At 66.3% G+C, this 13,668-nt stretch carries 11 protein-coding genes; 3 read left to right on the forward strand and 8 right to left on the reverse strand.

Annotation, left to right across the window (positions count from 1 at the left end):
• Window positions 1-32 precede the first annotated feature (32 nt).
• The 3 genes from ML01_RS06725 (at window position 33) to ML01_RS06735 (ending at window position 2,196) form a co-directional block, all read left to right on the forward strand.
• On the forward strand, window positions 33-644 hold the full coding sequence (locus tag ML01_RS06725) for a Uma2 family endonuclease (protein ID WP_082674029.1): 612 nt from the start codon (window positions 33-35) through the stop codon (window positions 642-644).
• A 77-nt stretch (window positions 645-721) separates the two neighbouring features.
• Window positions 722-1,711 carry an adenosine kinase gene (locus ML01_RS06730; RefSeq protein WP_058554637.1) on the forward strand — a complete coding sequence of 330 codons (990 nt, stop codon included), beginning with the start codon at window positions 722-724 and terminating at the stop codon, window positions 1,709-1,711.
• A 14-nt stretch (window positions 1,712-1,725) separates the two neighbouring features.
• A complete protein-coding gene (locus ML01_RS06735) occupies window positions 1,726-2,196 on the forward strand; it encodes a hypothetical protein (RefSeq protein ID WP_058554638.1) in 471 nt (156 codons plus the stop codon).
• 67 nt (window positions 2,197-2,263) lie between these two features.
• On the opposite strand, the gene ML01_RS06740 is transcribed toward ML01_RS06735, so the two are convergent.
• The 8 genes from ML01_RS06740 to nuoI form a co-directional block, all read right to left on the reverse strand.
• Window positions 2,264-5,794, reverse strand: coding sequence for a VanZ family protein (locus ML01_RS06740; RefSeq protein WP_058554639.1), 3,531 nt, complete (start codon window positions 5,792-5,794; stop codon window positions 2,264-2,266).
• Window positions 5,795-5,841: 47 nt separating this feature from the next.
• The gene (locus ML01_RS06745; RefSeq protein WP_058554640.1) at window positions 5,842-6,879 is read right to left on the reverse strand and encodes a hypothetical protein; all 1,038 of its coding nucleotides are present in this window, start codon (window positions 6,877-6,879) and stop codon (window positions 5,842-5,844) included.
• 14 nt (window positions 6,880-6,893) lie between these two features.
• Complete coding sequence (nuoN, locus tag ML01_RS06750) at window positions 6,894-8,342, reverse strand: NADH-quinone oxidoreductase subunit NuoN (RefSeq protein WP_058554641.1); 1,449 nt, start codon at window positions 8,340-8,342, stop codon at window positions 6,894-6,896.
• 14 nt (window positions 8,343-8,356) lie between these two features.
• Window positions 8,357-9,943, reverse strand: coding sequence for an NADH-quinone oxidoreductase subunit M (locus tag ML01_RS06755; protein WP_082674030.1), 1,587 nt, complete (start codon window positions 9,941-9,943; stop codon window positions 8,357-8,359).
• Between the two features lie 22 nt (window positions 9,944-9,965).
• Entirely contained in the window at window positions 9,966-11,960 is a 1,995-nt protein-coding gene (nuoL, locus tag ML01_RS06760) for an NADH-quinone oxidoreductase subunit L (RefSeq protein WP_058554642.1), read from the reverse strand.
• 5 nt (window positions 11,961-11,965) lie between these two features.
• On the reverse strand, window positions 11,966-12,271 hold the full coding sequence (nuoK, locus tag ML01_RS06765) for an NADH-quinone oxidoreductase subunit NuoK (protein ID WP_058554643.1): 306 nt from the start codon (window positions 12,269-12,271) through the stop codon (window positions 11,966-11,968).
• Window positions 12,268-12,927, reverse strand: coding sequence for an NADH-quinone oxidoreductase subunit J (locus ML01_RS06770; protein WP_058554644.1), 660 nt, complete (start codon window positions 12,925-12,927; stop codon window positions 12,268-12,270). The genes nuoK and ML01_RS06770 overlap by 4 nt, the downstream gene beginning before the upstream one ends.
• A gap of 229 nt (window positions 12,928-13,156) precedes the next feature.
• On the reverse strand, window positions 13,157-13,648 hold the full coding sequence (gene nuoI, locus ML01_RS06775; RefSeq protein ID WP_058554645.1) for an NADH-quinone oxidoreductase subunit NuoI: 492 nt from the start codon (window positions 13,646-13,648) through the stop codon (window positions 13,157-13,159).
• Between the last annotated feature and the right edge of the window lie 20 nt (window positions 13,649-13,668).

Consider the following 13,668-nt stretch of genomic DNA (forward strand, 5'->3'; position numbering starts at 1 on the left):
GCCGGTTCAAACAGCGCTCCGAGGCACGGCTGATGCACATGGCTCCCGCAACACCACAGGCCGCCGTCCGCCTGCGCATGCCGCCCGGCCTGCGCATGGACGACGCGCAGTTCTACGCCTTCTGCCGGGAGAACCCGGACTACCGGATCGAGCGCGATATCCAAGGGGAGATCGAGATCATGCCGCCGACGGGTGCCGAGACGGGTCGCCGCAACACCGATCTCGTCACCGAGCTGAACCTGTGGGCGCGCGCCGACGGCAGCGGGTTCGTGTTCGACTCGTCCACCGGCTTTCGGTTGCCGAACGGCGCGACCCGCTCGCCGGATGCCGCTTGGGTGGCCAGGCACCGGCTGGCGGGCCTTGGCGCCGAAGACAAGGAGCGGTTTCTGCCGCTGGCGCCGGACTTCGTCGTCGAGCTGGCGTCGCCCAACGATGATCCCGACAAGCTCGCGGACAAGATGGCCGAGTACCGCGCCTGCGGCGTCCGGCTCGGCTGGCTGCTGCTCCCCGCGGCCTCGCAGGCGCGCATCTACCGCCCGGCCGCCCTGCCCTCGGTAGTGGAAGGCCCGCGGGTGCTCGACGGCGGCGATGTGCTGCCGGGATTCCGACTCGATCTCGGCCTGATCTGGGCCTCGGTGCTGTAACCGCCCGCATCGGTCGCAAACCCCGCGTGCAAATCTGCGACAATGCCCGGCGTTTGCCGTAACGCACGAGGTACTGCATGAAGAGCTTTGACGTCTACGCCCTGGGCAACGCCCTGGTGGACATGGAATACGAGGTCTCGCCGGAGGACCTCAAGCACCTGAGCATCGACAAGGGCGTGATGACGCTCGTGGACGAGGCGCATCAACTGCGCATCATGGAGCACCTGCGCGAGCGCCGGCACCATCGGGGCTCCGGCGGCTCCGCGGCCAACTCCGTCATCGCGCTCGCGCAACTCGGCGGCACCGGCTGGTACTCGTGCAAGGTGGCGGACGACGAGCTGGGGCATTTCTACCTCAAGGATCTGCGCGACGGCGGCATCGCGACCCGCGACACCAGCTTCCTGGAGCAGGGCGACACCGGCCGCTGCGTGGTGCTGGTCACGCCGGACTCGGACCGCACCATGTGCACGTATCTGGGCATCAGCGGTAACCTGTCGCTGCACGAGCTGGACCAGGACGCGCTCAAGGCCTCCAAGTGGTTCTACACCGAGGGCTATCTGGTCACCTCCGACACCGCCCGCGTCGCCGCCATCGAGGCGCGCAAGCTCTGCGAGCGCCACGGCGTGAAGACCGCCCTGTCCCTGTCCGACCCGAACATGGTCCGGTTCTTCAAGGACGGGCTGAAGGACATGATCGGCGACGGCGTCGACATGATCTTCGCCAACGAAGAAGAGGCCATGGGCATGGCCGACGCCGACAACCTCGATGGCGCCATCGCCTACCTCAAGACCATCGCCCGCGAATTCGCCATCACCCGCGGCCCCAAGGGCGCGCTCATCTGGGACGGCGCGCAGGCCATCGACATCGACCCGGTGCCCGTCACGCCCGTTGACACGGTGGGCGCGGGTGATATGTTTGCCGGCGCCTTCCTATACGGGCTCACGCAGGGCTGGAGCCACCAGCGGGCCGGGGATCTGGCGTCGGCGGCGTCGGCGAAGCTGGTGACGAGTCTTGGACCACGACTGCCGAAAGAAGAGACTCAGGCGATTCTCACAAACCGACGTTGAATTAGGAGTAACGAATGTCCATCAAACGCTTGATAATGGCAACGGCTATCGTCACTGCCGTCACCGCCTCCACGGTTTTGAACGCACAGACCGCCTGCACCGGAACCCGTATCAGTGATACGACGGCCCTGGAGAATCTTCTCGACAACCAGCTCGTATGCGCCTTCAAGGGCGCTGACTTCTCGGACCCGAATCAGCGCTGGTCTGAGAACCACCTAGAAAACGGAGATGTCCAGGAGTTCGGCCCCGGCGGCAACAGCACGATGCAGCCACCGGAGGTGATTGGGACGTGGACAGTTACTGGGGCGTCCCCGAATGCAGTCGTCACGTACACCTACGGCTCGGCTGGCCCCTACACGTATAGGGTCAATGACACTTCCGGCAACTACCAATTCTGCGATGACAGCAACAATCTGATCGCAACGATCAAGTCCATTGAACCGCTCGCAACGGACGCCGCCACAGTGAACCCCTGCGCGTGGTAGTAAGCGGTCGGGCCGAAGTCAGTAGGCACGAAGCTACGCTCCGTTTTCGCGGCTTTCGCGTGTTTTGTCATTGCACTTCGACCTTCGGGCGTCGCCTGCGCGGCTTGCGGCCGCGCCGCTCGTCGCCTCCGCGCACCAGCACCGCAGCACAAAGCAAGGCGAGATAGAACAGCATCCCCGTCCGCGGCGCATCCACGACGCTCCCCAGCATCCCGGCGCCGACTAAGCCCGCAAGCGCGGCGGCAAAGGCCACCGCTTCGAGACGCCCGGCACGGATGCCGGGCCAGAGCACGACCGCCACCGCGAGCATCAAGAACGCGAGCGCCGCGAGCCCGACCAGCCCCTGCGCCACAAAGGTCTCGACGAAGAGCTGGTCGATGTGCCAGCCCTGCGCCTGGTCCGCGACGAAGAGCCAGCGCGCAGCCCCCGGGCTGAAACCCCCGTTGGCAATGAGCTGCCTGCCATCCGGCGCGAGCAGGCTCACGTCGTCCACATCGATGCGGCCCGTGCCGGCGTTGTACAGCGACAGCTTCACGGGCCCGTGCGGCCAGCGCCCGCCGCGGCCGACCTCGCCGGCGGAGATCGTCGCTTCCCGTCGCTGCCAAACACCGGCCTCGCCGGGCGCGAGCCCGGCGCTTACGCAGGTGAATGAGTACAGGAGCGCCTTCTCGCACAGCATCACGCTGAGCCGCGCATCCGGCTCCGTGCCGCGCACCCGTGCCGCAAGCCGATAGTCCGTGCCCGCCCGCACCGAGACGCGCTGATCCAAGTAGACCGGCTGACCCTTGCCGAGACGTAGCAAGGCGTTGTCCCCTTCCTCGATGACCTCGAATGTGCCGGGGGGCGTGCCCGCCTGCACGGCGAACAGGTAGAGCGCGGGATAGCGGCCGAACCCCGTGCCAACCAGCATCGGCGCCATGTCGTCTCCCATCAGGTCCAACGCCTGCTGCCAGTGCGCGATTCGTGCGCGCAGGTCCCCTTCGATCCGCGACAGCCGGTCCCCGGCGAAACCGCCGGTCAGCATGTGCGCCGCGAGAAACGCCGCCAGCGCCAATGCGCCGCCGAGCAGCGACCACTGGCGCAGGGTGCGGATGCGTCCGGCCAGCAGCAGACCCACCACCAGCACCCCGACGCCCGTCGCGGCACCGACATAGCCACCGCGGGCAAAGGTCACGAGCAGCGCATAGGCCGCCGGCGGCACCAGCACGACCCCGCCCAGCTTCCACCAGCGACCCTTTACGACGAGGGTCCAGCCGAGCAGCATCGGCAGCGCGAAGGCGAGGTAGGCACCGATGTAGCCGCCGCCGTCGTGCATGCTGCCGAACGGCCCGGTTACGCGGAACTCGCTGCCGAAGTCCAGCAGGCCGACATGCGCGACACGCTCGGCTAGCACCGTCGCCGACACGACCGCGAGACCGACGGCCGCGCCCCCGAGCACGAGCGTTGCGGCCGCCGTCGAGCCCAACTGACGGCGGAACCGGCGCAGCAGCGGCACCGCCAGCAGCGCCCACAGCAGGCCCTTGCCCTCGTGCCATGGCGCGAGTACCGCATGCGACGATGCGAGCGGCAGCCCGCCACCCGCCGCAGGCGCAAGGCCGACGCCGGTGGACACCAGCCAGCTCACCCACAGCAGCAGCAAAGCGACGGCCAGCCAGACGTTCGGCAGCCGCGCCGGCTTGAGGCCGGACAGCCGGAGCCCGGCGACGGCGAGCCCCACCAGCACGAACAGATCGAACGCGCTGAGCATCACCCGCCCGCTCCAGGGCGTCAGGTCCAGCACCGGCAGCGCCGCGGGCACCACCGCGAGCCAGAGCCAGGGCCAGCGCCACAGCGCCGCCGCGAAGGCGAGCAGTGCGAGCGCGAGCCAGACCTGCGCCACCGGATAGAGCACGACACCGGCCAGCGCGACGCCGCCCGCACCGAAGGCATACAGGTAGCCGAGCAGCGTCGGCTCGGGCAGCGACTCGGTGTCTGCCGGCCCGAGCCCGCCGCCGCGACTCACCGAGCGGTGCGCGGACTCAGCCGCAGGCCAGGGCTGCGCAGACGCGTCGCCTTCGCTGCCTAGCCGCCGCGGCCCGTCCGGTGTCGGCCCGCGGAACGTCCCGGCCAGCTCGTGATCAGGTCCTGCAACGGCACCCGCTACCACCTGCCGCCGCTGCACATCGCCGAATGTCCCGGCCAGCGCGTGATGAGGTCCTGCCCCCGCGGACTGCGTTTGCACTGCGCGCGACGCCCCCCACGGGGCCGCCATCCACGCACGCGTGTCGCCCTGGACCTGACGCACCGCCCGCGCAAACCAGAGCGCGGCGGCAAAGGCGAGCCAGGCGCCCACCGGGGCAATGAGCAGGTTGGTGGGGTCCGGCCGTGCGCCGGGAGCGAACAGTTTGCCGGCTTCGATCACTATCGCAAGCACCAGCGCGGCCGCCGCCGGTGCCCACCCGGCGGGCTGCCGCGTCGGCCGCGTCAGCGCGTGCGCGGCGAAGCCGGCCCCCATGGGCGCATACAGCGCGAGCTGCGACAGCAGGCTCGCCATCGCCACCGGCTCGCTGGTCCAGTAATGGTAGTAGAAGGGCACCCAGCCGAGGGTGTCGAGGCGGGACAACGCCTGCGACACATCGCGCCAGGGCCCGCTCCACCAGCCGGACAGCGCGGTGATGGCCGCAAGATAGGGCAAGGCCAACACCGGCACGGCGCGCCAGCCGATGCGCGCCAGCGCATCGATGCCGATGCCGTTGGTCAACGCCCGGCCCAGCGCGGCGCCGGCCAGCATGCCGAGACCCCGCAGCAGCACCGACAGCCCCTGGCTCTTGCCGGACACGAGCAGCAGTTGCACCGGCTCGATCAGCAGCCCGAGCGCGACGCCGAGCAGAAGGAACCGCGGCAGCGGCCAGCGCGGATACAGCAGCGCCAGCAGCAGGCCCATGGGCGCGACGGCAAGCAGCTCCGCGAGCCAGAACGCCGCGCAGCGCAGCCCCGACGCACAGGGCGTCGCGAGCCACGCGTGCAGATCGCTCCCCAGTTGCGCCTGCAGCTCCGCCATGGAGACCACGAAGTCGAACGGGAACAACGCCAGCAGCACATAGGTGAGCAGCAGCACCGCCAGCGCCGCAACCAGGGACGCGCGCCCGCCCCGCGCGAAGGCCAGCCCCAGCCCGACCACGCGCCAGCGACCGAACAGCCAGACCAGTACGCCGATGGCGGAGCCGATGCTCTCCGCCAACAAATCGTTGAGTGATACGGTGCGCGGTGCGAAGAAGAGCTGCGTAAACTCGACCGCGACGGCAACGCCGACGCCGGCGGCGAGCACGACAATGGCGCCGACGACGGCCGCAACGCCCCCGGCCCGCAAGCCGAACAGCGCGACGCACCCGAGGAAGGTCAGGGGCACGTACAGGACGATGTTCGCAACCCAGTCCGCCCGCGAGGCGGCGCCCAAATCCAGGAAGCGGATCTGCGCGAAGCGGGCAAAGGCCTCGTCGAGAGAAAGCGGCCGCAGCTCCAGCGGCACCAGGCTGCCGTAGACGACGAAGGCCAGATACAGCAGCAGCCAGGGCCACCAGCGGGGCTCGCGGAACTCGGCGATGGGAGCGCGGATCATCCTGAGAAAGGCCTGCTACCGCCCGGCTGCCCGCGCCGGCGCTCGGCTCAGCGCTCCTGAGCCGATGCTTCCCCGGCGGCGTCAGGCGACGCCTCCGCCAAGCCCCGCTGCGCCGGGTTGCGCGCAAAGCGCCGCGTCGAATACGCGGCCCAGACCGGATACTGCGCAAAGGTCAGCAGCAGGACGACGGCGACATAGGCAAGCGCGTAGCGTCCGAACAGCTCCGCGTTACCCAGCCCGTACTCGTAGCGCGTCGCGCTCAGCAGAAACTCCAGCGCGGACAGGCTTGTGTCGCCGCCAAGCACCTGGGGCTCGGCAGCCACGAACAGGGCGCCGTAGCTCACCGGCAACAGCAGGACCAGGGCGAAGACTGCCGCCGCCGTGCCGGTGAAGACGCCGGACAGGCGCTCCCCCAGCAACGAGGCGCCGAAGGCGACGAGCAGGAGCCAGAGCCAGAGCAGCAACCAAGCCAGCGGCGACCCATCGCCCCGCAGCAGGATCATCACGTTGTCCGTCGCCGCCAGCAGGATGACGATCCAATAGCTGAGCACGAAGAACAGGGCCGCGTACCCCACCCACAACAGAAAACGCAGGGGCTCGAAGGAGCGGGTGATGGCGTAGAGCATGGCCGTGCCGCCGGCGACACTGACGGACAAGACCACGAACACGCCGGTAAAGCGGATGAGACGCTCAACCTCCGCGGGCAGCGACCAGACCGGCAGGCCCACCAGATCGTGCACGCTCTCGATGGGCGTCGCGAAGCGGAAGATCAGGAATATCAGCAGCGCATGGGCCAGGATGCCGATGGGGAAGAGCCAGGCCCAAGGCCGCGGTGCACGGATGAGCTGCAGCCCGAGCAGCGCCGGCGGCCCCAGCGCCAAGAGCACCATGAGCGCAAACAGAAGCGCAGTTACCGGCGTGGGAGCAGGGCCGAAGAGCTCGCGCACATGGTACGGAACGCCCGGCACCACGGCGACCAGGTACAAAAGCGCCGCGGCCACGAGCAGGATCGCGAGCACACGCACGCCAAGGAACAGCGCCGCCTGACGGCTCTCGGCCTCGCCAAAGTCCTGTTGTCGGATCATCTGCAGCCGGCCTCTCAGGCAACGAACGCCGCCTGGCAAAGAGACAACAGCGCCGCGGGGAACATGCCCAGCACCAGCATCGACAGGCCATTGATGCTGACGGCGATGCGGGCATCCCGGGTGCCGTCAACCGGGGCATCGATCTCCGGCTTATCGAAGTAGATCATCTTCACCACGCGCAGGTAATAGAAGGCGCCGACGATGGAGAAGGCGACGGCCACGAGCGCGAGCCACACCAGCCCGATGTCGATGATGGCCTGCAGCACCAGCAGCTTGGCCATGAAGCCCACCAGCGGCGGCACGCCCGCCATCGAGAACATGACCATGGTCATCATGGCCGCGAGCCAAGGGTCGCGCTCGCCCAAGCCCTTCAGGTCGTCCAGGTTCTCCGCCTCGAACCCCTGGTGCGAGATCATCACCAGCACGCCGAAGGCACCGGCCGCCATCAGCGCATAGGCTACCGCATAGAACATGGCCGCGGCATAGCCTTCGCTGCTGCCCGCCAGCAGCCCGAGAAAGATGAAACCGACGTGCGAGATGGTCGAATAGCCAAGCATGCGCTTGATGTTGCTCTGCGCAATAGCGACGACATTGCCGATGCCCATGGACAGCACCGACAGGATGATCAGAATCTCCGACCAGTCCGCGCTCAAGGCAGGCAGCGCGTCCACCAGGATGCGCGCGGCCATCGCGAAGGCCGCCACCTTCGGCGCGCTGGACAAAAACAGCGCAACCGGCGCCGGCGCGCCCTGATAGACATCCGGAATCCACATGTGAAACGGCACGGCACCGAACTTGAAAGCGATGCCGATGAGCACGAACACCAGCCCGAACACCAGAATCTTGTTGTCCATGCCGTCCGCCGCCACGGCCGCGGCCACCGCCTCGAAGCCGATGGCCCCGGTCGCGCCGTAGATCATCGAGACGCCGTAGAGCAGCATGCCCGAGCCCAGCGCCCCGAGCACGAAGTACTTCATCGCCGCCTCGGCGCCCGCGCCGGAATCCCGGTTGAAGGCCACCAGCGCGTAGAGACAGAGCGCCAGCAGCTCCAGCCCCAAGTACATGGTCAGGAAACCGTTCGCCGAGATCATCACCATGATGCCGAGCAGTGCGAACAGCACCAGCACATGGAACTCCCCCACCCACATCTCCCGCTCGCGCATGTAGCGCGCGGAATAGGCGAAGGCCAGCAGCGTCACCACCAGCACGGCGCCCTTGAGCAGATCGCTCATGGGGTCGCGGATGAAGGCGCCGCCGAAGGCGAGCGTCGGCTCGGACCCGAAGCTCAAGCCCACCACGCCGACCGCGGCGAGCGCCGCGGCGAGGCCCGCAAAGGTAATGAGCTGGTTGTTGTCCCGCTCCTCCTTCGGCAGGTACAGGTCGGCGATGAGCACGGTACAGGCGGTGATCAACACCACCAGCTCCGGCAGCAGCGTGAACAGATCGATGGCTTGGAAGTTCATCGGTGGGAATTCCGTCAGTCAGCGGGCGTCATCTGCACGAGCTCGGCGGCGACCGCGGCGCCAGCATCGACATGCACGCCCGCGGTGGCCAGCTTGCTCACCTGGACCTGCTCCACAAGGTGCACGATGGAAGGCTCCATGACATCCACCAGCGGCTTCGGCCAGATGCCGATGGCGAGGGTCGCGACGGCGAGCACGCCCAGATTCAGCGCCTCGCGGCGGTTGAGATCTTTCAGCGCGGCTACCTGCTCATTGCCGACGGGGCCGAAGATGACGCGCTTGACCATCCACAGCGTAAACGCGGCGGCCAGGATCAGCGTCGTCGCGGCTAGCAGCGCATACCAGAAGTCCGCACGGAAGGTGGCGAGGATCACCATGAACTCGCCGACGAAGCCCGACGTGCCGGGCAGCCCCGCATTGGCCATGGCAAAGAACACGACGAAGGCACCGAACCAGGGCATGGTGTTGATGACGCCGCCGTAATCGGCGATCTGGCGCGTGTGCATGCGGTCATACAACACGCCGACGCAGAGGAACAGCGCGCCGGAGATGAACCCGTGCGAGATCATCTGCACCATGCCGCCTTCGATGCCCATCACGGCGCCGTCCGCGCTGCCGGTATGGCGGACGATGGCAAAGACGACGAAGAAGCCGAGGGTCACGAAGCCCATGTGTGCAATGGACGAGTAGGCAATGAGCTTTTTCATGTCCTGCTGCACCAGTGCCACTAGGCCGATGTAGACCACGGCGATGAGCGACAGGGCGATGATGAGCCCGTCCAGCTCGGCACTCGCATCCGGGGTGATGGGCAGGCTAAAGCGCAGGAAGCCGTAGCCGCCGATCTTGAGCATGATCGCGGCCAGGATCACCGAGCCGCCGGTGGGTGCCTCAACGTGCGCGTCCGGCAGCCAGGTATGCACCGGGAACATCGGCACCTTCACGGCGAAGGCGAGCAGGAAGGCGATGAAGATGAGCACCTGCGCGGTCATGCCGAGCGGCAGGGCATGGAAGTCCAGGATGCTGAAGCTGTCGGCCTGGAAGTACATGTAGATCAGCGCGATCAGCATGAACACCGAGCCGAAGAAGGTATACAGGAAGAACTTGATGGTCGCGTAGACGCGGTTCGGCCCGCCCCAGACCCCGATGATCAAAAACATCGGGATCAGCATCGCCTCCCAGAAGAAGTAGAACAGGATCGCGTCCAGCGCCGAGAACACGCCCACCATGATGCCTTCCATGATCAGGAAGGCGCCCATGTAATACGACGGGCGATAGGTCACCACGTCCCAGCCGGCGATGATGACGAAGATGGTGATAAATGTGGTGAGCAGGATCAGCGGCATCGAGATGCCGTCCACCCCGAGGGAATACTCGACCTTGATGGCCGGGATCCAATCCGCCCGCTCGACGAACTGCATCGCCGCGGTGCTCGCATCGAACATGAACCATAGCGGCAGGCTCACGGCAAAGGCCGCCACCGCAACGCCGAGCGCGATGCGTTTGCTGAGCTCGGCGTTCTTGTCGCCGTTGGCAATGACCGCTAGGCCGCCGATGATCGGCAGCCAGATAACCAACGAAAGCCAGGGAAATTCGGGCAACATCGGGACAGGTCTCCTTGGCTCGTTACAGCGCGACAAACAGCGTCAAGAGCGCCACGAGGCCGACGATCATCGCAATGGCGTAGTGGTACAGATAGCCGGTCTGCAGATGGCGCATGACGCCGGCCACGTAGCCGACCATCCGCGCCGAGCCATTGACCACCGCGCCATCGATCAGCGCGCGGTCGCCGGCCTGCCAGAGCAACTGCCCGAGCCCGCGCCCTCCCCCGGCAAAGACCTTCTGGTTGAAGTCATCGAAGCCGTATTTGTTGTCCAGCAACCGCGTTAACGGCCCTGCGGCCCGCTGCAGCCGGGCGTCGATATCGGGGTTCTTCTGGTGCAGGAAGAACCAGACGAATGTCGCGAGCGCGAGCCCCGCCATCGCGAGCCAGAATGGCAGCGCGGTCATGCCGTGGGCGATGAACGCGAGCTGGCCGTGCCAGTGCTCGGCGAGGTGATGCAGCGAGTCGTGCTCTGGCTTCACGTAGATGGCATCGCCGAGCCAATTGTTGACCAGGAGCGGCTCCACGGTGAACCAGCCGATGAAGATTGACGGGATCGCCAGCGCAATGAGCGGCACCGTGACGACCCAGGGCGTCTCGTGCAGATGATGCCGCGTGTGCTCGTCCATGCGCGGCTTGCCGTGAAACACCAGGTAATACATGCGGAAGCTGTAGAGCGCGGTGACGAAGGCACCCACCGTGAGCAGGAGCCAGGCGATGCCGGAGCCGAACACGTGCGAATCCCCCACCGCCTCGATAATGGCGTCCTTGGAGAAGAAACCCGAGAAGCCGGGAAACGCAATCAGCGCCAGGGAGCCGATCAGCGCGGTGATCCAGGTGATGCGCATGTACTTGCGAAGCCCGCCCATGTTGCGGATATCCTGGTCGTGGTGCATGGCGATGATCACGGAGCCGGCCGCTAGGAACAGCAGGGCCTTGAAGAAGGCATGGGTCATCAGGTGGAAGATGCCGGCGGCGTACGCCGAGGCGCCGAGCGCGGCGGTCATGTAGCCGAGCTGCGACAGGGTGGAATAGGCCACGACGCGCTTGATGTCGTTCTGCACCAACCCGATCAAGCCCATGAAGAAGGCCGTGATGGCGCCGACCAGCAGCACGAACGACAACGCGGTGGTCGACAGCTCGAACAGCGGCGACATGCGCGCGACCATGAATATGCCGGCCGTGACCATGGTCGCCGCGTGAATCAGCGCGGAGATCGGCGTCGGACCCTCCATGCTGTCGGGCAGCCAGACATGCAGAGGCACCTGCGCCGACTTACCCATGGCGCCGATGAAGAGCAGGATGCAGATCAGCGTCATCAGCGACACGCCGCCGAACACCGCGATCTGCGTCTCCGCCAGCTCCGGCGCCTTGGCGAAGACCTCCGCGTAGTCCATGGAGCCGAAGTACATGCCGATGGCCGCGATGCCCAGGATGAAGCCGAAGTCGCCGACGCGGTTGACCAGGAAGGCCTTCAGGTTCGCGAAGATGGCCGACTCGCGCGTCGACCAGAAGCCAATGAGCAAGTAAGACACCAGGCCCACCGCCTCCCAGCCGAAGAACAACTGCATGAAGTTGTTCGACATCACCAGCATCAGCATCGAGAACGTGAACAGCGAGATGTACGCAAAGAAGCGCTGGTAGCTGTTGCGCCCGGCCAGCGATTCATGCGGCCAGTTGTGCTCGTCGTCGGCCATGTAGCCAATGGTGTAGATGTGCACCATCAGCGACACGAAGGTGACCGTCGCCATCATCAGCGCGGTGAGCCGGTCCACGAGGAAGCCGATCTCAAAATGCATGCCGTCGGCCACCATCCAGGTGTAGACCGTGCCGTTGAAGCTCTGCAGGTCCAGCCACATGAAGCCGACCAGCACCGCGAGCGAGAGCACGGCCGACAGACCGACACCGGCAATGGTGACTCGATGCGCGTTGACGCGCCCGATGCGCCCACCGAAGAAGCCCGCGACGATGGCGCCGACCAGCGGCGCCAGCACGATCAGGAGATAGATGCTCTGCATGCTTGTCAGCCCTTCAGCAGATCGAGGTCATCGACGTTGATCGTGCCGCGGGCACGGAACAGCACCACCAGGATCGCAAGGCCTATGGCGGCCTCGGCGGCGGCGACCGTGAGGATGAAGAAGACGAAGATCTGCCCGGCCCCGTCCTGGAGAAAGTGCGAGAAGGCGACGAAGTTCATGTTCACCGCGAGCAGCATCAGCTCGATGCACATCAGGAGCACGATGACGTTCTTGCGATTCAGAAAGATCCCCGCCACCGAGATGGAAAACAAGACGGCGCCGAGCAGCAGATAGTCCGATAGGGCGATCATTGCGCCATCTCCTTATCCCCACTTGTCGGCGCAGCGGCCAGCGGCGGCCGCGGGGTCTGTTCCGCCGACATGGACACGAGCCGGACGCGGTCCGGGCCCTTCTTCACCTTCACCTGCTCGGCCGGGTCGATGTACTTGGTGTCCGGGCGGCGGCGCAGTGTCAGGCGGATCGCCGCGACGATGGCGACGAGCAGGATCACGGCCGCGATCTCGAACTGATAGACGTAGATGGTATAGAGCTCTTGCCCTAGCACCGACGTATTGCTGTAACCGGCCGGCTGCCCCGCCGGTTTCGCAATCACGTCGAGCCCGAAATTCGACGGTCCGAGCACCAGAAAGAGGTTGAACAGCATGAGCCCGGCGATGACGAGGCCAACCGGCAGATGCTTGATGAACTGCGCCTGCAGGGCGGCGATCTCGACGTCCAGCATCATCACGACGAACAGGAACAGCACCATCACCGCCCCCACGTAGACCAGCACCAGCACGATGCCGAGGAATTCCGCCTCGATGAGGAGCCAGAGTGCCGCACTGCTCACGAAGGCCAGCACGAGGTAAAGCACCGCGTGGACCGAGTTGCGCCGGGTCACGACCATCCCCGCTGCAAATACGGTTATGGCCGCGAACACATAGAACAGAAACTTCTCGAAACCCATGGGACTTCCGCTGCTGGGCCCGGCAGGACCTTGCTCAGATCGCGACCGGACGACGGTGATGCCGGGGAAGCGCCGCGCAGGATTCCCGCCGCGCGCGCCGCGCAATGGCCTTGTTGTTCTCGCATGCGGCCTTGCACAGTCGCCCAAGGGCAACCGAGACAACCCCGACCGCGGGGAGGCCAAGTAGTCTAGGGCGGCGCGCCATCGAATGCGAGCCGCCGCGCACCGCTCAGCGGTAGCGCGAGTCCGCGGCGCGCGCCGCGGCGATGTCCGCCTCGTAGATGTCGCCGATGGCGAGCAGTTTTTCTTTGGTCATGATGTTCTCGCCCCGGTTCTCGAAGTGATACTCGTAGATACCGGTCTCGACGATGGAGTCCACGGGACAGGACTCCTCGCAAAAGCCGCAGTAGATGCACTTGAACAGGTCGATGTCGTAGCGCGTCGTGCGCCGCGACCCGTCCGCCCGGGGCTCGGCCTCGATGGTGATGGCCAGCGCCGGGCAAGTGGCCTCGCACAGTTTACAGGCGATGCAGCGCTCCTCGCCGTTCGGATAGCGGCGCAGCGCATGCAGGCCGCGAAAGCGCGGCGAGATCGGCGCCTTCTCTTCCGGGTACTGCACCGTGAACTTGCGCCGGAAGAGATACTTGCCGGTCAGGCCCATGCCGCGGAAGAGCTCGGTCAAGAGCAGGCTGTCGACGTATTTGCGGGCGGTATCAAGCATGATTTCAAGCTTCGCGTTTG

The sequence above is a fragment of the Thiohalocapsa sp. ML1 genome (assembly GCF_001469165.1).
In the GTDB taxonomy this organism is placed as follows: domain Bacteria; phylum Pseudomonadota; class Gammaproteobacteria; order Chromatiales; family Chromatiaceae; genus Thiohalocapsa.

Excerpts from the sequence above, each read along its gene's own strand:
- ML01_RS06755 (WP_082674030.1), bottom strand. The coding sequence starts at position 9,943 with ATGTTGCCCGAATTTCCCTGGCTTTCGTTGGTTATCTGGCTGCCGATC.
- ML01_RS06745 (WP_058554640.1), bottom strand. The coding sequence starts at position 6,879 with ATGATCCGACAACAGGACTTTGGCGAGGCCGAGAGCCGTCAGGCGGCG.
- nuoI (WP_058554645.1), bottom strand. The coding sequence starts at position 13,648 with ATGCTTGATACCGCCCGCAAATACGTCGACAGCCTGCTCTTGACCGAG.
- nuoN (WP_058554641.1), bottom strand. The coding sequence starts at position 8,342 with ATGAACTTCCAAGCCATCGATCTGTTCACGCTGCTGCCGGAGCTGGTG.
- ML01_RS06740 (WP_058554639.1), bottom strand. The coding sequence starts at position 5,794 with ATGATCCGCGCTCCCATCGCCGAGTTCCGCGAGCCCCGCTGGTGGCCC.
- ML01_RS06770 (WP_058554644.1), bottom strand. The coding sequence starts at position 12,927 with ATGGGTTTCGAGAAGTTTCTGTTCTATGTGTTCGCGGCCATAACCGTA.
- ML01_RS06730 (WP_058554637.1), top strand. The coding sequence starts at position 722 with ATGAAGAGCTTTGACGTCTACGCCCTGGGCAACGCCCTGGTGGACATG.
- nuoK (WP_058554643.1), bottom strand. The coding sequence starts at position 12,271 with ATGATCGCCCTATCGGACTATCTGCTGCTCGGCGCCGTCTTGTTTTCC.
- ML01_RS06725 (WP_082674029.1), top strand. The coding sequence starts at position 33 with ATGCACATGGCTCCCGCAACACCACAGGCCGCCGTCCGCCTGCGCATG.
- nuoL (WP_058554642.1), bottom strand. The coding sequence starts at position 11,960 with ATGCAGAGCATCTATCTCCTGATCGTGCTGGCGCCGCTGGTCGGCGCC.
- ML01_RS06735 (WP_058554638.1), top strand. The coding sequence starts at position 1,726 with ATGTCCATCAAACGCTTGATAATGGCAACGGCTATCGTCACTGCCGTC.